This is a genomic window from Priestia sp. BR_2, assembly GCF_041954005.1.
Taxonomy (GTDB): Bacteria; Bacillota; Bacilli; order Paenibacillales; family Paenibacillaceae; genus Paenibacillus_AQ; species Paenibacillus_AQ lautus_A.
In genome coordinates this window covers 71,129-88,372 of sequence record NZ_JAVFHM010000166.1, presented here as the reverse complement: position 1 = coordinate 88,372, position 17,244 = coordinate 71,129, and the positions used below count along the sequence as shown (strand labels likewise).

The window sequence follows — 17,244 nt, the reverse complement described above, 5'->3', positions numbered from 1 at the left end:
CATTTATGACCGGGATTTTTTGTGCTGTCCGAAAGATTCGAAGTTCCTTTCTATGAAATTGAAAAAATAGAGATAAAACGAGAGGGCCCCGCATATTTTTAATCATCACACATGTGAAGAAGGAAGAAGGAAGAGGGAGGATATATCGCATGCTGGACAAGTTTGTCGCAAGTATGGCAACGCTTCGGATTTTCTCGGGCAGCCTTGAGATCGTCGCGGCCATCATCATGCTGCGCCTGAACCAAGTCGATAAAGCGCTTGCCGTGAATTCGGCATTGGCGTTTACGGGTCCGCTCATTTTGATTTTGACCACAGCGATCGGTCTGGTGGGAATGGCAGATAAATTGTCATGGGGGAAGATCGGCTGGATATTGTGCGGCGTCTCCTGTCTCTTATACGGGGTTTTAAAAAAATGATAGATTCGCTGCATATTTTTCAGGTACAAGCATACACATGGGATATGAAGTTCTCTTATTAGAAGATGATCACAAAGGACAACCTGGGGGAAATTGATATGACATTGAATTGGTTAGACCTGTTTCCCGAAACCGTAAAACGCATGCTGCTGAACCTATCGAAAGAGCTTCTCGAACATGTGGAGGAGGTACGGATCCGGGAAGAGCGTCCGCTGGAGATCAATTCGGCGGGCAAGCATCATTTCCTGGACAGGCGAGGCGGACTCACCTTGCGGCCTGAAGAAGCATATAAGCCGACGCGTGAAGATACCCATAGGCTGCTGGACCTTATCAGCAATCATTCCCTCTACACCATGGAAGAAGAGCTGCGAAAGGGGTTTATCACCATACCAGGGGGCCATCGGGTCGGGCTTACGGGCCGGACGGTGCTGAGCGGCGGCAGGGTGGAGCACATCCGGGATATCAGCGGATTTAATGTCCGGATAGCCAAGGAAATACAGGGAGCGGCGGACGACATCCTTCCTCATCTGCTTGACCGGAAACGGAAAAGGGTGATGCACTCGCTGATCTTATCTCCGCCCCAGCAAGGCAAAACGACGCTGCTCAGAGACCTCGCTAGACAGATCAGCTACGGCAAGTGGGGAAACTCGTCCGTGCATTGGCCGGGAATGAAGGTGGGCATCATCGACGAGCGTTCCGAGATCGCGGGTTGTTTGCGCGGCGTACCCGGATTCGATGTCGGCCCTCGCACGGACGTAATGGATGGCTGTCCTAAAGCCGAAGGGATGATGATGATGATCCGTTCGATGTCTCCGGACGTGCTCATTGTGGACGAGATCGGCCGGCCGGAGGATGCGGAAGCGGTGATTGAGGCTTTGCATGCCGGCATCAGCGTGATTGCAACGGCGCATGGCTCATCCGTTCAGGACATGCGGGGCCGGCCCGCCCTCTCGGGACTTCTGGAGAACCGGATGTTTGAAATGTATGCGGTTCTTAGCCGAGCGGGCGACCACCGATCATACAAGCTGTATGACGGAGGCCAGCGAACGCTTCAGACGGCTATCAGCGGCCAGCCGGGAGGTGATGCCTATGCTTAAACTGGTCGGGGCCGTGCTCGTGCTGGGTGCAGGAACCTTAGCCGGATTCTACCAAGCCCAGCAATTCGCAGCAAGACCCAGACAGCTGCGAGAACTTATTCTCGCGCTTCAACGGCTGGAGACGGAAATCAGCTACGGCTTTACGCCGCTGCCCGACGCGCTGGAGCGAATCGGCGTTTCCCTTCGTGAACCGCTCAAATCTTTGTTGGCCACCGCAGCGCTTTACATGAGACCCGATTACGGGTTATCCGCACAAGACAGCATCCGCAAGGCGCTTGGCGAATATTGGAGACGAACCTCGATGAAAAGTGCCGAGCGTGAGGTGTTGGAACAGCTAAGCGGCGTACTTGGCACCAGTGACAGACAGGACCAGATCAAACATATCGCTCTGGCCGTGGGACAGCTCAAGCATGAAGAAGCAGCGGCAAGGGATGACCAGGTCAAATATGAAAAAATGAGCAAGAGTCTGGGACTGCTCATTGGAGCATTGATCGTCATATTGATCTTTTAGCGAGGTGCCAAGGGAAATGAACATTGAAGTGAACGCGATCTTCCAGATTGCCGGTATTGGCATCATCATTGCCATGATTCATACCGTCCTGAAACAGATGGGGAAAGAGGATATGGCGCATTGGGTGACCCTCATCGGGTTCGTGGTTGTATTGTTTATGGTCGTAAGGCTGCTAGACGATTTGCTGAAGGAAATAAAAAGTATTTTTCTATTCCAGTAGGTGGACATTTATGGAAATTATCCAGGTGGTAGGACTCGGCATCATCGCTACCGTGCTGATCTTGATTGTCAAGGAACAGAAACCGCTCTTTGCCTTTCTTCTCGCCGTGGCGACATCGCTCCTCATCTTCCTGTTCCTGATCGGAAAGATCGGTAATGTCATATCCATGCTGGAAGATCTGGCCGAGAATTCCGGCGTTCAGATCATCTATCTGAAGACGGTTCTGAAAATCATCGGAATTGCCTATATCGCGGAGATGGGGGCACAGATCGTTCGAGATGCCGGACAGGAATCGATCGCATCCAAAATAGAATTGGCGGGAAAAGTGCTCATATTGGTGCTCGCTGTACCGATTATCGGGATCATCATCGAGACGGTCCTGAAGCTCCTCCCGGCTTGAAAAAAGGTGGGGGACATGGTGACAGGAGCAACACTTCGAAGAGGCTTGGCCGTGTTTTGCCTACTCATCCCGATGCTGTTGCTGTCCGGATGGTTCAGCGGGACGATCGGTGCGACCGCAGCCGCCAATCCGGCCGATGAATGGGTCGAGCAGCAGACGCAGCAGCTGCCAACGGATCAGGTCGAGAAATACTGGGACCGGCTCATGAAGGATTACGGCGGGTTCTTCCCGGATGGCAGGACGCCCTCCCTGATGGATATGCTGCTGCCGGGCGGCGACGGGCTGAGCTTCAAAGGGGTTATGTCCGGTATCGGAAAATATCTGTGGCACGAGGTGCTCTATAACGGCAAGCTGCTGGCGACCATCGTCATGCTGAGCATTATGAGCTTGATTCTAGAGAACCTGCAGACGGCCTTCGAAAAAAGCACAGTGAGCCGGGTAGCCTATACGATCTGTTACATGGTTGTCCTGGTCATCGCGGTCAACAGCTTCAGCATCGCGATCGGATATGCGCGGGACGCCATCACCCAAATGATCGATTTCATGATGGCCATGCTTCCTTTGCTCTTTGCGCTGATGGCCTCGATGGGCAATGTCGTCACCGTCTCGGTGGCCCATCCGCTGGTCATATTCATGGTACATACGGTAGGCACGCTGATCAGCACGATTGTGTTCCCGCTTCTATTCTTCTCGGCTCTGCTGCATCTGGTTAGCTCCTTATCCGAAAAGTACAAGCTGACCCAGCTTGGGAATCTGCTGCGCGGGATCTCGATGGGCGTCCTGGGTGTGCTGCTTACCGTGTTCCTGGGAGTTATCTCCGTTCAAGGGCTGACCAGCTCGGTTACGGATGGCGTAACCATCCGGGCAGCCAAATACGTAACCGGCAATTTCGTTCCGGTAGTCGGCAAGATGTTCGCAGATGCGACGGATACCGTAATCTCGGCTTCGCTGCTAGTTAAGAACTCCATCGGGCTGGCGGGAGTCATCATCATTTTGTTCCTTTGCGCATTTCCTGCGATCAAGATCTTGACGCTTGCCTTGATATATAACGTCGCGGCGGCCGTCATGCAGCCGCTCGGCGATACCCCGATCGGCACCTGCCTCCAGACGATCGGTAAGACGATGCTGTACGTTTTCGCGGCCTTGGCCGCGGTGAGCTTGATGTTCTTTCTCGCCATAACGATACTGCTCACGGCTGCCAACATCACCGTCATGATGAGGTGAGGCAGATGATACGCGGCGCCAAAGCTTAGGAGGGATGACGAATGGACTGGCTTGGAGATTGGCTGAAAAGCGTCATCATGGTGGTTCTCTTTGCGGCCTTCGTTGATTTGATCCTGCCCGGGAAGGCGCTTGAACGCTACGCCAGGCTAGTCCTGAGCTTGTTGATACTGCTCACGCTGCTCAGTCCCATCATTACATTAATTACGGATCCGCCGGAGAACCAGCTGGCGATGGAACTGGAGCGGCAGGAGAAGGGGCTGCCGGAGGAAATTCAGCTGGAGCATATCATGGCCCAGGCTGAAAAGCTCAAGGATACGCAGCAGAGTCAAAGCCTGCAATGGGCTGGCAATGAATTAGCCAAGGTGATGAAAGAAGAGATCGCGGCGGAAACGGGGGAAGCCGTTCAAGAGGTCAAGGTGGTGCTGGCCGCGGTTGCCGGGCAGGGCAAGGAGTATGCCGGCGCTGCGATACGCTCCGTTGACGTAAGGCTGGCTGGGGATGAGCCGGCGGATGCAGAAGTAGGGGAAGACGATAGAAGTCCCATCGGCGTAACGCCGGTGGATTCCGTTCAGGTGAACGTGGATTCCATGGCAGAGGAGAAGGATGGGAAGGCGGCAGTAAAAGAAAACGCAGAGGCAGTCAGCAAAGCTCAGGAAGCCAGAGCAGAACCGGTTCGGGACTACATTAGCCGCCGGTGGGATTTGGAGCCGGAGCTGATCACGATATATGCACCGGGGCAGGATCAGGATAACAAGCTGTAGCGGAGGTGAGGATGATGGGAAATTGGTTGAAGCGGTTGGAGCAGTGGCTTGGCGGAGGAGCCGGCGGTGCTAGGAAGATGCAGACCTTCAGGTGGCTGATCATTCTTGGCCTGATCGGCGTCGCGATCATGCTGTTCAACTCCTTCGTCAATGTCAAGAAGCTGGATCATGAGAATATCGGCCGCGAACCGCCGCCGGACACCGCCGCGGTCTCAACAACCCAGGGAGCTGCGAGCAGCAGCGGCGGCGGTGAATTCGAAAGCATCGAGCAGGATTTCGAAATGCGCACCAAGACCATGCTGGAACAGATCGTTGGCGTCGGGTCCGTGGATGTCATGGTGACCGTGGAATCTACGGAAGAACTGGTGGTGCAGCGAAATATGAAGGATACGCAGGAACTCACGGAAGAAACCGATGCCAACGGGGGGAAACGCCATGTCACGAGTTACCAGCGCGACGGCCAGATCGTCACCTATGACTCTTCGGGCGAAGAGACGCCGATCGTCACCAAGAAGATCAAACCTCAGGTCCGCGGCGTGCTCGTCGTAGCCAAGGGGGCCGAGAATGAAGTCGTAAAGAGCTTGATCGTGGATGCGATCCAGCGGGGTCTGAACGTTCCATCTTATCGCATATCCGTTGTCCCTCGCAAACAGTAATAAACGAAGTCCTGCGGATGATCCGATCATTCGTGCCACAGGTTTTCAATTAAAGGAGGAAAAGTTCAAATGAATAACAAAAGACAAACCATATGGTTAGTATCCATGCTTAGTTTAATGGTCATCCTGTCCGCCTACTACTTGTTCACGGACGATTCGGGAACGAAAGCGCCGCCGGTTGCCGAGAGCACGCAGGTGGACGGTCAGAAGCCCGGCGCAGGACAGGAAGCCAATGGAACCGCAGGCGACGAGCTGGTTGTGAACGAAGTTCTCGAAGAAGGCACGGACGGAGATTCCGGAGCCAACGAGCAAGGGACCGGAACGACGGATACGGGCGTAACCGGCACGGAGGATCCTGCAGAGGCAACGCAAGGTGAGCAGGATGACCAAGGGAAAGCGGCCGGAGAAGCGGATAAGCCGCAAGAACCGGAAGTGAAGGAATCCACGGACGGAGCCGATAAATCCAAAGACGCCAGCAGCACCGGCAAGGACGAAGCAGAGATTTCCAAGGACACCAGCAGCACGAGCGGCAAAAAATCGGATAAAGAAGTGCTGGAGGAAGTGGCAGCGAACGCAACGTCTGCAATCGCACAGCTGGATTCCTATAAACTGGACCGCGCACAAAAAAATAATAAATTATACGATGAATTAATGACAAAAATCGACAACCATGAAAATAAACCGGAAGAAACAGCGCAAGCTACCCAGCAGCTGAAAGCGGCGGAAGCGAAAGAGGAAGTCATTCTCAGCATCGAGGAAACCCTGCAGCAGCAATTCGGAAACGCCGTAGTAAAGGAAGAGAGCGAGAAATATAATGTGGTCGTTCTGAGCGAGAAACTCGATGCCAAAGGCGCGGCGGACATCGTCAGTCTTGTGATGAAGGAATTGAAGGTTTCGCCTGATAAAGTAACCGTCCAATATGTTGCGCCATAAGCTTGTCCGCAGATTTCAACATAAACCACGGATATACGATAAACCCGAAAGAGTCTAAGGATTGCCTTGGGCTCTTTCTATTTCGCTCGATTGTGATATAATACTCTAAGCTATTGACTGACTGTCCTAAGCAAGGGCTTCCAAGAAAGTGAAGGAGTGAACGTCGATCATGTTTAAATTAAACGAAATTAAGGAACTTATTAAGCTGGTGGATCAAACTTCCGTGCATGAACTGGAGATTGAGAGCGAAGGTACACGCTTATCCATTAAGAAACCCAATGCAGCCGAGGTCGTTAACAACTATCAGGCCGCGCCGCAAGCGTACATACCGGCTCAGCAAGTGATGGCACCGCAGATCGTACAGCCGAATACGGGGAATCAAGCTCCTGCAGCGGCACCTCAGCAGGATTCAGCGGAGGATAGCAACAGCTCATTACATAAAATCGTATCACCGATGGTAGGAACCTTCTACCGTTCCCCATCGCCTGAGGCTGGACCGTTTGTAAGCCCGGGGGACAAGGTGACGGAGAAATCGACGGTCTGCATCATTGAGGCCATGAAGCTGATGAATGAACTGGAAGCAGAGATCAAGGGCGAAATCGTTGAGGTTCTCGCGCAGAACGGTCAGCTTGTAGAATTCGGGCAGCCTCTGTTCCTGGTGAAGCCGGAGTAATATGGAGGGACTCGCCAAGAACGAGAGTCGTATGAGTCCGAAGGAGGTTACTGCATGACATTTCAAAAAGTGCTTATCGCGAACCGCGGAGAGATAGCCGTCCGTATCATCCGGGCTTGCCGGGAGCTTGGCATCGCAACCGTTGCCGTATACTCGGAGCCGGACCGGGAATCTCTGCATGTTCGCTTGGCGGACGAGGCCTATTGCATCGGCCCTACATTATCGAAAGACAGCTATTTGAATTTCACGAATATCATGAGCGTGGCTACGCTGACCGAGTGTGACGCGATTCACCCCGGTTACGGCTTTTTGGCCGAGAACGCGGATTTCGCGGAGATCTGTGAATCCTGCAACATTACCTTTATCGGTCCTTCCGCCGACGCGATCAACCGCATGGGCGACAAGGCGGTGGCGAAGCAAACGATGAAGGATGCGGGGGTTCCGGTTATTCCCGGGTCCGACGGATTGGTCGAGGATCTGGACGAGGCCGTCATGCTCGCACGCGACATCGGTTACCCGGTCATTATCAAAGCGACCGCAGGCGGCGGAGGTAAGGGGATTCGAATCGCCGAGGATGAGGAATCGCTGATCAAACAGATTACGAACGCGCAGCAGGAAGCCCAGAAGGCTTTCGGCAATGCTGGCGTGTATCTTGAAAAATATCTCACCGGCATGAAGCACGTGGAGATTCAGATTATCGCCGATAAACACGGCAACGCCGTGCATCTCGGGGAGCGTGACTGTTCCGTGCAGCGCCGGAGACAGAAGCTGGTTGAAGAAGCTCCTTGTCCGGTGCTAAGTGAAGAGGTACGCAGCCGAATGGGTGAAGCCGCCGTTCGCGCGGCAAAAGCGGTAAACTACTCCGGTGCCGGCACGCTTGAATTTTTGCTGGGCCAGGACGGACAGTTCTACTTCATGGAGATGAACACGCGGATTCAGGTGGAGCATCCGGTAACGGAGATGGTAACCGGCGTGGACCTGATTCAGGAAATGATCTCCGTTGCTGAAGGCAACACGCTTTCCTTCAGTCAAGAGGATGTCGTCATTAACGGCTGGTCTATCGAGTGCCGGATCAATGCCGAGAATCCGGACAAGGGCTTCATGCCTGCACCGGGTACCATTCAATTCTATTTGCCTCCGGGCGGTCCTGGCGTGCGGGTGGACAGCGCGGCATATCCCGGGTACACGATTTCGCCTTATTACGATTCGATGATTGCCAAGCTCATTGTATGGGCGCCGACCCGCGATGAAGCGATCGCGAAGATGAAACGCGCTTTGGCTGAATTCGAGATTGAAGGGATCTATTCGACCATCCCGTTCCATCAGAAACTGCTGAAGCATCCTACCTTCTTGAAGGGCGACTTCGATATTAAGTTTTTGGAAGAAAATGAGATTTAAAACCTTTGGCCAAGTTTGTCATAAACTTGGCCAAATGGTATAGTATGAGTAATAAGAGCGCATGCGTTATGCAGTTCGGGTGCATCCGCTAACTTATTCTGAAAGGTGTGTTGAGACAATGGCGGAAACTTTGCCTACAGAATTTGAACGTACAGATATCGGTGAGATTCAGATTGCACCGGAAGTAATTGAAGTCATCGCCGGACTCGCTACGGTCGAGGTACGCGGTGTTGCGGGGATGAGCGGAGGCTTTGCAGGCGGCATTGCGGAGCTGCTCGGACGCAAGAATTTATCCAAGGGCGTTAAAGTGGAAGTCGGACAACGGGAAGCTGCCGTTGACGTATCCGTCATCGTGGAATATGGCCATCGTCTTCCGGAAGTTGCCGGGGAAATCCAGCGCAACGTGAAACGTTCGATTGAGAATATGACAGGGCTTACGGTGATTGAAGTCAATGTACATATTCATGACGTCCATTTCATGAAATCCGTGGAGAAGACGGAAGAATTGGATTTGGCTCAACGCGTCAAATAGAATAGTTTCAGGCTAGCCCTGGGCAGCGATGTCGAGGGTTTAATCTAATTTAAGGAGGCTGTGCTGAATCGTGGCCAAAATCATGGACAGACTTTTGCTGTTTATCTACAGCTTAAGTATCGGTGTTATATCCGTAGTTGCCATCCTCCTGTTGAGTGGCGCTGTTCCTTACGAATTAACGAATGTTCAGGAGCAACGCCTTTTCTGGGCTGGAATTATCGTAGCTGCGGTTTTGTTTTTGCTGAGCATCCGTTTTTTCTACATCTCCGTCAGGCGCGATCGCTCGAACCTGAACTCCATCGATCAGCGAACGGAATTCGGCGATATCCAAATCTCCGTGGAGACGATCGAGAATCTCTGCTTGAAGGCGGCTTCTCGCGTCCGCGGAGTGAAGGATCTGAAATCGCGGATCAAGGTATCCCAGTCGGGTCTTGATATTGCGATTCGCGCCGTGGTTGATGGCGAGGAATCCATTCCTACGCTGACTACCGAAGTGCAGAAGCAGGTGCACGACTTCGTTGAAGATACAACAGGAATACCCGTATCATCCGTATCCGTATATATTGCTAACGTGGTTCAGGCACCAAGCTTCAAGAGCCGCGTGGAATAGAGGTGAGCTTCCCAAATGCCTTGGAAAGAAATATGGGAGAGTCACAGAGGAAGAATTGCCGGGGTGGCCGGCGGGCTTGTGTGCGGACTGATTTATTTATTATCCGGTTTTTGGGATATGCTGTTCTTTGCATTAGTGGTATTTATCGGCTATATATTTGGCAAGCGCAAGGATCTGAACCAGGGCTCCATCTTCCACTTTCAGGAATGGGGACGTTGGCTTTCCGAGCGCTGGCGGCCGTTTAAATGAACCCTGTGATATGCTTTCTCCGGAAAAAATGCTGAGGACAGGTGTAGTGCGCCTTTTTTGCGGAGAGAGATATTCACAGGTTTTTTTTTGGCGTTTAATTGTTGTCAAGTCTTGACGGCAAATGGATCATACTAATTAGAAAAATGGATTCGGCAGGGTCCACAGGAGGAACATAATGAAAAGACGTGTAGCTAGAGAGATTGTCGTTCAGAGCCTTTACCAGATGGAGATGAACGAAGTCGACAGCATGGAAGCCGTGTCGATGCTGCTCTCCGAAGCGGCCGAAGAGAATGAGACCGAGCGGGTCATTGGCGACGAGGTTCAAATGAAGGAATATGTGCTGCAGCTGGTCAACGGAACATGGGAATCCAAGGATTCGATTGACGATCTCCTCGCTCATTATTTGAAAGGCTGGCAGGTAAGCCGTCTTTCCCGCGTGGATCGTCAAATCCTGCGACTGGCCGTGTACGAGCTGACTTATCGCGATGACGTGCCCGGGAAAGTGGCGGTTAACGAAGCGATCGAACTGTCCAAGCATTTCGGAACCGAGGAATCGGGCAAGTTCGTCAACGGCGTACTGGGCCGGATGATTCAAGAGCTGGATCAAGTCAAGGTGAAGCTGCGTCAGTCCTAAATCTGCACGCATGTTCATGCCCAGCTTGAAACGTAATGATTCAATCATAATGGAGGAGAGATCAGGATGACAGAAGCAACGATTATTAGCGGAAAACAGATTTCGGAAGAAATTCGCAAGGGGATTGCGTTAGAAGTAGAACAATTGTCCAAGCAGAATGTACGTCCTGGTTTGGCTGTTGTACTTGTAGGAGATGATCCGGCTTCGCATGTCTACGTTCGCAACAAGGAGAAAGCGTGCCACGATCTGGGCTTTTATTCCGAGGTGCATCGTCTGCCCGCGGATTCCAGCCAGAACGAAGTGCTCGCGCTTGTGGACAAGCTCAATGCCCAGGAATCCATCCATGGGATCCTGGTCCAGCTACCTTTGCCTAAACACATCGAGGAAAAGGCCGTCATCGATGCGATTGCGGTGGAGAAGGACGTGGATGGTTTCCACCCGGTTAATGTGGGTAACCTCGTAATAGGCGATGACAGTCTCCTGCCATGCACGCCGGCCGGCGTGATCGAAATGATCAAGCGGACAGGCATTGAGATTGCAGGCAAACATGCGGTCGTGATCGGGAGATCCAATATCGTCGGCAAACCGGTATCTCTTCTTCTTCAGCGCGAGAACGCGACCGTTACGATGTGCCACTCCAAAACGGGGAATATGGCGGAAATCGCGCGTCAAGCGGACATCCTGGTCGTGGCGATCGGCCGAGCGAACATGATTGATGCCAGCTACGTGAAACCCGGTGCCGTCGTTATCGATGTCGGCATGAACCGCCTGGAGAACGGGAAGCTTGCCGGGGACGTTGACTTTGAGAGCGTGAAGGCAGTGTCCGGCCCGATTACTCCGGTTCCCGGAGGCGTGGGACCGATGACCATCACGATGCTCATGCAGAATACACTGATAGCCGCCAAAAGGCTGAATGGGCTGGCCTGACATGAAGACGGCCGATCCAGGACGAGTATTATCCGTTAAGGATTTAAACCGATATATTCGCATGAAGATGGAAGGCGACTCCAGGCTATCCGACGTATGGATCCGTGGCGAGATATCGAATTTTACCCATCATTCCAGCGGACATATGTACTTTACCTTAAAGGACGAAGGCAGCCGGATCCGTGCGATCATGTTTGCGACTCATAACCAGAGGCTGCCTTTTATCCCCAAGGAAGGGTCGCGCGTCATAGCGCGGGGCAATGTGTCGGTGTATGAACGGGATGGTCAGTACCAATTCTATGCCGTCCAAATGCAGCCGGACGGCATCGGCAGCTTGTACCTCGCTTATGAACAGCTGAAGTCGAAGCTGGAGGAAGAGGGCTTGTTTGCCGCCGATCGCAAGCGGCCGCTGCCGCGCTATCCCAAGACGATCGGCGTGATCACGTCGCCAACGGGGGCTGCCGTGCGGGATATCATGATTACGATCCGGAGGCGCTATCCTCAGGCGAACGCCATTTTGTATCCGGTGCTGGTTCAAGGCAAAGGGGCTGCGCCTTCGATCGTCAAGGCCATTCGGACGATGAACGACATGGCAGAGGCTGATGTGCTAATCGTTGGGCGCGGAGGCGGATCACTGGAAGAACTCTGGGCGTTTAATGAAGAGATCGTTGCAAGGGCCATTTATCAATCCCATATTCCAATCGTTTCAGCCGTCGGGCACGAAACGGATTTTACGATCGCCGATTTTGTCGCGGATCTTCGAGCCGCCACGCCAACGGCCGCAGCGGAACTTGCGGTTCCGAGCAGCGCAGAACTGAGAGGGCAGCTTGCCCAAAGACAGCGCCAGCTGAATCAGGGGCTGCAGCAGCGCCTTCAGCGGAGCCGGGAACGTTTGATATCGCTTCAGCGATCCCCGGTCCTGGTACATCCCCGCCGGTATATGCTTCAGCATGCCGAACGGCTGGACATGCTGTCCCAGCGGCTGCAGGGCCACCTGAAATCCAGGCTTTCCCTGGTCCGCCAGCATCAAAAATCGCTGCACCAGGGCCTGATCCGATATAATCCGCGGACTCAAGCGGAGTTCGCCGCCAAAAGGAAAGAGCAGGCCAACCGGCAGTTAATGAATGCGATGCAGTCGATCATGAAGTCCAAGATGTCGCAGCTGCAAACCGAGATGCGTCATCTCGATGCGCTCAGCCCGTTGAAGATCATGTCGAGAGGATACAGTCTCGTGTATGACGAGAAAGAGCAAAAGCTTGTCAAATCGATAGAAGACGTGCAATTAGGTGATTTGGTGAACGTAAGGGTCAACGATGGACAGCTGCAATGTCAAGTGTGGGGAATGAAGGAGGATGAAGAGATTGGCGAATGAAACACTGGAGATCAGCTTCGAAGAAGCGATGGCTCAGCTGGAGACGATAGTTGAGCAGCTGGAAGACGGAGATGTGCCGCTTGAAAAAGCCATCGATTTATTTCAACAGGGCATGAAGCTGTCGCAGATGTGCAGCAAAAAGCTGGAGCAGGTCGAGCAGAAAATCGAAATGATCGTGGAAGAAGGCGGAGAATTGAAGCGGAAGCCATTCGGCGGGACGCTGGATGAGACAGGTGAACTGGGTGAATAACAGACTTACGATCCATCAATATATGAATGAAATTTGTGACAGGCTGGACAGCGAGTTCACGAATCTTTTTCCGTCAGGCTGGAAAGTTCCTGAAACCCTTTCGCGGTCCATGTCGTATTCTTTAATGGCAGGCGGCAAGCGAATGCGTCCGCTGCTTGTCATTGCGGCATGCGAGGCGGGCGGCGGCAGCCGTGAAGCAGCCGTTCCGGTTGCCTGCGCGGTGGAAATGGTCCATACATATTCCCTTATCCACGATGATCTGCCGGCGATGGACGATGATGATTACCGCCGCGGCAAGCCGACGAATCATAAGGTGTTTGGCGAGGCCAGCGCCATTTTGGCTGGGGATGCCTTGCTCACGCATGCTTTTTACAGCGTCGTCCAGGCTGCCCGAAAGCATGGGGTTCCAGCAGAGCGCGTGCTGTCGATCGTGGAGGATCTTGCGGAGTATGCAGGTCCGCGGGGGATGGTAGGCGGTCAGGTGGCCGACATGGAGGGGGAGCAAGGGATCACGACGTTAGAGCAGCTTGAGTATATTCACCTGCACAAGACCAGTGATCTAATCATGTTCTCGCTGATGGCGGGCGGCCATGTTGCCGGGTGCTCCGACTCCCAGATCGAATCCTTGCGTACCTTCGGGCATCATATCGGCCTTGCTTTTCAGATTCAAGATGATATCCTGGATCTCGTCGGAGATGAGTCCAAGCTCGGGAAGCCGGTACAAAGCGATGTGAAGCAGGAAAAGGTGACCTATCCGTACTTCATCGGTTTGGACGCATCGAGGCATGAAGTCGAGCGACTGACGGCAGAAGCCAAGCGGGTCATTTCCGAAGGGAACTTCGCCGACCCTACAAGGCTGCTGGAGATCGCGGATTTCTTGATGGCCCGGGACCACTAAGCGCGCGCTACATGCAAACGGTTTTTTTGTGATATAATGTCTGTTAATGGCTGAATTACTATCGGCTTAGTAACGTAAACTTAATCAAGGAAAGCGGGGAGATTCTTCGTGCTTCTTCCAAATATCAAACAACCAGAACAACTTAAAAATCTATCGGTGGACGAACTCGAGGATTTAGCGGGACAAATCCGTCATTTTCTAATCGAAAAGCTGTCCGTTACCGGTGGCCATCTTGCACCGAATCTGGGAGTGGTTGAACTCACGCTGGCCTTGCACTATTGCTTTGACAGCCCTCGTGACAAGATGATTTTCGATGTGGGCCATCAAGCCTATGTACACAAGATCTTGACCGGACGGATGGATAAATTCGATACGCTCCGCAAATACAAAGGCTTGTGCGGCTTCGTCAAGCGGTCCGAGAGCGAGCATGATGTCTGGGAAGCCGGTCACAGCAGCACCTCGCTGTCTGCCGCAATGGGCATGGCCATGGCCCGGGATCTGAAAGGCGAAGACAATCGGGTTATCGCCATGATCGGGGACGGAGCCCTTACAGGCGGCATGGCGTTTGAAGCGCTAAACCATATCGGCCACGAGCAGAAGAAGCTCATGGTCATCCTGAATGACAATGAAATGTCGATCGCACCGAATGTCGGTGCTATGCATAACTACTTAAGCAAGATCCGTTCGGACCGTTTTTATCTTCGTGCCAAAGACGAAGTGGAGATGGTCTTGAAGAAAATCCCTGCCATCGGCGGCAAACTCGCGAAAACGGCAGAGAAGATGAAGGACAGCCTTAAATATATGATGGTTCCGGGTGTTTTATTCGAGGAACTTGGTTTTACGTATCTCGGGCCTGTGGACGGACATGATCTGAACAAACTGATCGATACATTGAAGCAGGCGGACAATGTGGATGGTCCCGTGCTGATCCATGCCGTAACTACCAAGGGCAAGGGATATCGTCCAGCCGAATCGGATTCGCATAAATGGCACGGAATCACCCCTTATAAGATTGAATCCGGCCAAGTGCTTAAGGCAGTAGGCAATCCGATGTACACGGAAGTGTTCGGACAGACTTTGGTCGAGCTGGGGGAACAGGATAAACGCATCGTCGCCGTTACGCCGGCGATGCCGGGCGGCTCGGGCCTGATCCCGTTCAGCAAGAAATTTCCGGACCGCATGATCGATGTCGGGATTGCCGAGCAGCACGCGGCAACGCTGTGCGCGGCTCTGGCCATGGAAGGCATGAAACCCGTGTTCGCGGTCTATTCCACGTTCATGCAGCGTGCGTACGACCAAATCGTGCATGATATTTGCCGCCATAACGCCAACGTGATGTTTGCGATTGACCGTGCCGGCTTTGTCGGTGCAGACGGCGAAACGCATCAAGGGGTATACGATGTGGCCTTCATGCGTCATATCCCGAATATCGTCATCATGATGCCAAAAGACGAGAATGAGCTTCGTCACATGATGAAGACGGCGCTTGATTATAATGAAGGACCGATTGCTTACCGTTACCCTCGGAACAATGTACGCGGCGTTCCGATGGACACTGAGCTGGTGCCCATTCCAATCGGAACCTGGGAAGTCGTCCGTCCCGGCGAAGGGTATGCCATCCTGGCTTCGGGTCCGATGGTTCAGCTGGCCGAAGAAGCGGCGGAGCAGCTCAAACGGGAAGGCATTGCGGTAGAAGTCGTGAATGCCCGTTTCCTTAAACCGCTTGACGGAGATATGCTGGGGAATATGGCGAAGACGGGAACGTCGATGCTGGTTCTGGAGGAAACCTCGCAAGCAGGCAGTTTGGGGAGCGCAGTTCTGGAATATTTTGCAGAGCAGGGAATCCATGATGCGGTCGTATCCTTGATGGGGATCGAAGACCGGTTCATCGAGCATGGAAGCATTCCGCAGCAGCGGGAGGAAGTAGGTCTCACGCTGGAAGGGGTTTGCCAGGAAATCCGGAGCCTGAAGAATGCTCGGACCGCCGTACTCGGCAAAAGAAGTTTTATGTCTTAGTAACGATCGGGAGTATAATATGGATTCATCTCAGAAGGAACGAATTGATGTCCTGCTCGTGGAGCAGGGTTATTATGAGAGTCGCGAAAAAGCAAAAGCCGCGATTATGGCGGGTCTGGTCTATGCCGGAACCGAACGGATCGAGAAAGCCGGCATGAAAATTCCGAGGACGTCCGAATTGAAAGTCAAGGGCTCGGTTCATCCTTATGTCAGCCGAGGCGGACTAAAGCTGGAGAAAGCGATTCGTACGTTCGGCCTCGACATGAAGGGACGCACGATGCTGGATATCGGATCATCGACAGGCGGTTTTACGGATTGCGCGCTCCAGCATGGGGCCAGTTATGTGTACGCGATCGACGTTGGTTATAACCAGCTGGATTGGTCGCTGCGTAACGATGAACGCGTATGCGTCATGGAGCGAACGAATTTTCGCTATATGACGCCGGAGGACCTGAACGGTCCTCTGCCTGATTTTGCGAGCATAGATGTTTCGTTTATATCGCTTCGCATTATACTGCCGCCTCTGAAGATGCTGCTGGGTAAACCGGGAGATGTAGCGGCCCTGATCAAACCTCAATTCGAGGCGGGGCGGGAGAAGGTCGGTAAATCCGGGGTGGTTCGGGATCCGAAGGTCCATAAGGACGTTTTAACGCAGGTGCTGACTTTTGCGGACGGCCTTGGATTCAAGCTGAAAAACCTTACGTTCTCTCCGATAACGGGAGGGGAAGGAAATATTGAATTCCTGGCCCACTGGCGATTAGAGCCGGAGGCATCTGAAAGCTCGGAAGAACCGACTCAGGAAGATGGACAAACTTCTGTCCCATTGAGTCAATGGATTGACACCGTCGTCACGCAAGCGGCTCATACATTCACAGGAAACTCATCGAAATGATGGGTTTCTTTTGCTGAAAAAGAGGAATTTATGTTCTCATCCGCGAATACAAAATTCGAGGTGAGAGGATGAATGAGCGTTATGATTGGTTATTAATGATATTGCTTGGTGTCGTCATTGCCTTGCTTATCGGCTATAGGCTGAATCGTTGGCTGATGTCACCATCACCGGACCGGCTGCCGGGCATCCCGATCAATGAGCACATTCCAGATCACCCAGTCATTGGGATGCTTGAACAAGAAGGATATGATGTGGTTGGGGGTAAAGTAAAAATAAACTTGTCGTTTGAAACGGGACATAAGCCCATCTTAAGTCGGTTGTTTATAGATTACGTTGCATCCGACGACAGCGGCGAACTGTACATGGTGAAGCTGGCGCGGGAACGAATGCCGGTGGATTGGACAGGCTCCGGCATTCGCGATCGGTTGATGCCGTTTTTGCTGCTGTATCCCGAGTGTGCGGGCCTCCTCTACATCGACGTGAATGAGGGGACCATTAACCGTTTAAGCATGGATTGGACGGACGAAGAATGGATTGGTCATGATGAATACAACAGTTAATACTCAGGAGGCTCT

At 52.9% G+C, this 17,244-nt stretch carries 22 protein-coding genes; all 22 read left to right on the top strand.

The window, feature by feature from the left end:
- The first annotated feature begins 149 nt into the window (after window positions 1-149).
- The 22 genes from RB298_RS07905 (at window position 150) to RB298_RS07800 (ending at window position 17,229) form a co-directional block, all read left to right on the top strand.
- Window positions 150-416: a YqhV family protein gene (locus RB298_RS07905; RefSeq protein WP_486046680.1), complete on the top strand. Its 267-nt coding sequence runs from the start codon at window positions 150-152 to the stop codon at window positions 414-416.
- A 98-nt stretch (window positions 417-514) separates the two neighbouring features.
- Window positions 515-1,513, top strand: a complete 999-nt coding sequence (gene spoIIIAA, locus RB298_RS07900; RefSeq protein WP_036665743.1) for a stage III sporulation protein AA — start codon at window positions 515-517, stop codon at window positions 1,511-1,513.
- Window positions 1,506-2,024 carry a stage III sporulation protein SpoIIIAB gene (spoIIIAB, locus tag RB298_RS07895; protein ID WP_096773228.1) on the top strand — a complete coding sequence of 173 codons (519 nt, stop codon included), beginning with the start codon at window positions 1,506-1,508 and terminating at the stop codon, window positions 2,022-2,024. The genes spoIIIAA and spoIIIAB overlap by 8 nt, the downstream gene beginning before the upstream one ends.
- Before the next feature lie 16 nt (window positions 2,025-2,040).
- Entirely contained in the window at window positions 2,041-2,244 is a 204-nt protein-coding gene (gene spoIIIAC / locus RB298_RS07890) for a stage III sporulation protein AC (protein ID WP_007129715.1), read from the top strand.
- Between the two features lie 10 nt (window positions 2,245-2,254).
- Entirely contained in the window at window positions 2,255-2,644 is a 390-nt protein-coding gene (gene spoIIIAD, locus RB298_RS07885) for a stage III sporulation protein AD (protein ID WP_009591272.1), read from the top strand.
- A 15-nt stretch (window positions 2,645-2,659) separates the two neighbouring features.
- Window positions 2,660-3,868 carry a stage III sporulation protein AE gene (spoIIIAE, locus tag RB298_RS07880; protein ID WP_375120940.1) on the top strand — a complete coding sequence of 403 codons (1,209 nt, stop codon included), beginning with the start codon at window positions 2,660-2,662 and terminating at the stop codon, window positions 3,866-3,868.
- Window positions 3,869-3,909: 41 nt separating this feature from the next.
- A complete protein-coding gene (gene spoIIIAF, locus RB298_RS07875) occupies window positions 3,910-4,629 on the top strand; it encodes a stage III sporulation protein AF (protein ID WP_277748541.1) in 720 nt (239 codons plus the stop codon).
- 14 nt (window positions 4,630-4,643) lie between these two features.
- Window positions 4,644-5,285 (top strand): stage III sporulation protein AG, encoded by a 642-nt coding sequence (spoIIIAG, locus tag RB298_RS07870; protein WP_176502370.1) that lies wholly within the window; start codon window positions 4,644-4,646, stop codon window positions 5,283-5,285.
- Window positions 5,286-5,354: 69 nt separating this feature from the next.
- Window positions 5,355-6,218 carry a SpoIIIAH-like family protein gene (locus RB298_RS07865; protein ID WP_486046676.1) on the top strand — a complete coding sequence of 288 codons (864 nt, stop codon included), beginning with the start codon at window positions 5,355-5,357 and terminating at the stop codon, window positions 6,216-6,218.
- 169 nt (window positions 6,219-6,387) lie between these two features.
- Window positions 6,388-6,891, top strand: coding sequence for an acetyl-CoA carboxylase biotin carboxyl carrier protein (gene accB, locus RB298_RS07860; RefSeq protein ID WP_009591273.1), 504 nt, complete (start codon window positions 6,388-6,390; stop codon window positions 6,889-6,891).
- Between the two features lie 54 nt (window positions 6,892-6,945).
- On the top strand, window positions 6,946-8,289 hold the full coding sequence (gene accC, locus RB298_RS07855; protein WP_015734455.1) for an acetyl-CoA carboxylase biotin carboxylase subunit: 1,344 nt from the start codon (window positions 6,946-6,948) through the stop codon (window positions 8,287-8,289).
- Window positions 8,290-8,407: 118 nt separating this feature from the next.
- On the top strand, window positions 8,408-8,821 hold the full coding sequence (locus RB298_RS07850; RefSeq protein WP_009591235.1) for an Asp23/Gls24 family envelope stress response protein: 414 nt from the start codon (window positions 8,408-8,410) through the stop codon (window positions 8,819-8,821).
- A gap of 70 nt (window positions 8,822-8,891) precedes the next feature.
- Window positions 8,892-9,431: an alkaline shock response membrane anchor protein AmaP gene (gene amaP / locus RB298_RS07845; protein WP_009591270.1), complete on the top strand. Its 540-nt coding sequence runs from the start codon at window positions 8,892-8,894 to the stop codon at window positions 9,429-9,431.
- A gap of 15 nt (window positions 9,432-9,446) precedes the next feature.
- Window positions 9,447-9,680 (top strand): DUF2273 domain-containing protein, encoded by a 234-nt coding sequence (locus RB298_RS07840; RefSeq protein ID WP_009591264.1) that lies wholly within the window; start codon window positions 9,447-9,449, stop codon window positions 9,678-9,680.
- Between the two features lie 175 nt (window positions 9,681-9,855).
- Window positions 9,856-10,314: a transcription antitermination factor NusB gene (nusB, locus tag RB298_RS07835; RefSeq protein WP_096773233.1), complete on the top strand. Its 459-nt coding sequence runs from the start codon at window positions 9,856-9,858 to the stop codon at window positions 10,312-10,314.
- Window positions 10,315-10,380: 66 nt separating this feature from the next.
- Window positions 10,381-11,241 (top strand): bifunctional methylenetetrahydrofolate dehydrogenase/methenyltetrahydrofolate cyclohydrolase FolD, encoded by an 861-nt coding sequence (gene folD, locus RB298_RS07830; protein ID WP_015734456.1) that lies wholly within the window; start codon window positions 10,381-10,383, stop codon window positions 11,239-11,241.
- Window position 11,242: 1 nt separating this feature from the next.
- Entirely contained in the window at window positions 11,243-12,613 is a 1,371-nt protein-coding gene (gene xseA, locus RB298_RS07825) for an exodeoxyribonuclease VII large subunit (RefSeq protein WP_015734457.1), read from the top strand.
- Entirely contained in the window at window positions 12,603-12,863 is a 261-nt protein-coding gene (gene xseB / locus RB298_RS07820; RefSeq protein ID WP_009591232.1) for an exodeoxyribonuclease VII small subunit, read from the top strand. The genes xseA and xseB overlap by 11 nt, the downstream gene beginning before the upstream one ends.
- 22 nt (window positions 12,864-12,885) lie before the next feature.
- Entirely contained in the window at window positions 12,886-13,761 is an 876-nt protein-coding gene (locus RB298_RS07815; protein WP_374705875.1) for a polyprenyl synthetase family protein, read from the top strand.
- Window positions 13,762-13,869: 108 nt separating this feature from the next.
- Window positions 13,870-15,777, top strand: a complete 1,908-nt coding sequence (gene dxs / locus RB298_RS07810; RefSeq protein ID WP_192572497.1) for a 1-deoxy-D-xylulose-5-phosphate synthase — start codon at window positions 13,870-13,872, stop codon at window positions 15,775-15,777.
- A gap of 19 nt (window positions 15,778-15,796) precedes the next feature.
- Window positions 15,797-16,669: a TlyA family RNA methyltransferase gene (locus RB298_RS07805; RefSeq protein WP_375120938.1), complete on the top strand. Its 873-nt coding sequence runs from the start codon at window positions 15,797-15,799 to the stop codon at window positions 16,667-16,669.
- A 68-nt stretch (window positions 16,670-16,737) separates the two neighbouring features.
- Complete coding sequence (locus RB298_RS07800; protein WP_015734461.1) at window positions 16,738-17,229, top strand: hypothetical protein; 492 nt, start codon at window positions 16,738-16,740, stop codon at window positions 17,227-17,229.
- The last annotated feature ends 15 nt before the right edge of the window (window positions 17,230-17,244 follow it).

Excerpts from the sequence above, each read along its gene's own strand:
- RB298_RS07905 (WP_486046680.1), top strand. The coding sequence starts at position 150 with ATGCTGGACAAGTTTGTCGCAAGTATGGCAACGCTTCGGATTTTCTCG.
- spoIIIAE (WP_375120940.1), top strand. The coding sequence starts at position 2,660 with ATGGTGACAGGAGCAACACTTCGAAGAGGCTTGGCCGTGTTTTGCCTA.
- RB298_RS07865 (WP_486046676.1), top strand. The coding sequence starts at position 5,355 with ATGAATAACAAAAGACAAACCATATGGTTAGTATCCATGCTTAGTTTA.
- accB (WP_009591273.1), top strand. The coding sequence starts at position 6,388 with ATGTTTAAATTAAACGAAATTAAGGAACTTATTAAGCTGGTGGATCAA.
- spoIIIAF (WP_277748541.1), top strand. The coding sequence starts at position 3,910 with ATGGACTGGCTTGGAGATTGGCTGAAAAGCGTCATCATGGTGGTTCTC.
- RB298_RS07815 (WP_374705875.1), top strand. The coding sequence starts at position 12,886 with ATGAATGAAATTTGTGACAGGCTGGACAGCGAGTTCACGAATCTTTTT.
- accC (WP_015734455.1), top strand. The coding sequence starts at position 6,946 with ATGACATTTCAAAAAGTGCTTATCGCGAACCGCGGAGAGATAGCCGTC.
- spoIIIAD (WP_009591272.1), top strand. The coding sequence starts at position 2,255 with ATGGAAATTATCCAGGTGGTAGGACTCGGCATCATCGCTACCGTGCTG.
- spoIIIAA (WP_036665743.1), top strand. The coding sequence starts at position 515 with ATGACATTGAATTGGTTAGACCTGTTTCCCGAAACCGTAAAACGCATG.
- folD (WP_015734456.1), top strand. The coding sequence starts at position 10,381 with ATGACAGAAGCAACGATTATTAGCGGAAAACAGATTTCGGAAGAAATT.
- RB298_RS07840 (WP_009591264.1), top strand. The coding sequence starts at position 9,447 with ATGCCTTGGAAAGAAATATGGGAGAGTCACAGAGGAAGAATTGCCGGG.
- spoIIIAB (WP_096773228.1), top strand. The coding sequence starts at position 1,506 with ATGCTTAAACTGGTCGGGGCCGTGCTCGTGCTGGGTGCAGGAACCTTA.
- nusB (WP_096773233.1), top strand. The coding sequence starts at position 9,856 with ATGAAAAGACGTGTAGCTAGAGAGATTGTCGTTCAGAGCCTTTACCAG.
- RB298_RS07850 (WP_009591235.1), top strand. The coding sequence starts at position 8,408 with ATGGCGGAAACTTTGCCTACAGAATTTGAACGTACAGATATCGGTGAG.
- RB298_RS07805 (WP_375120938.1), top strand. The coding sequence starts at position 15,797 with ATGGATTCATCTCAGAAGGAACGAATTGATGTCCTGCTCGTGGAGCAG.
- RB298_RS07800 (WP_015734461.1), top strand. The coding sequence starts at position 16,738 with ATGAATGAGCGTTATGATTGGTTATTAATGATATTGCTTGGTGTCGTC.
- spoIIIAG (WP_176502370.1), top strand. The coding sequence starts at position 4,644 with ATGGGAAATTGGTTGAAGCGGTTGGAGCAGTGGCTTGGCGGAGGAGCC.
- spoIIIAC (WP_007129715.1), top strand. The coding sequence starts at position 2,041 with ATGAACATTGAAGTGAACGCGATCTTCCAGATTGCCGGTATTGGCATC.
- xseA (WP_015734457.1), top strand. The coding sequence starts at position 11,243 with ATGAAGACGGCCGATCCAGGACGAGTATTATCCGTTAAGGATTTAAAC.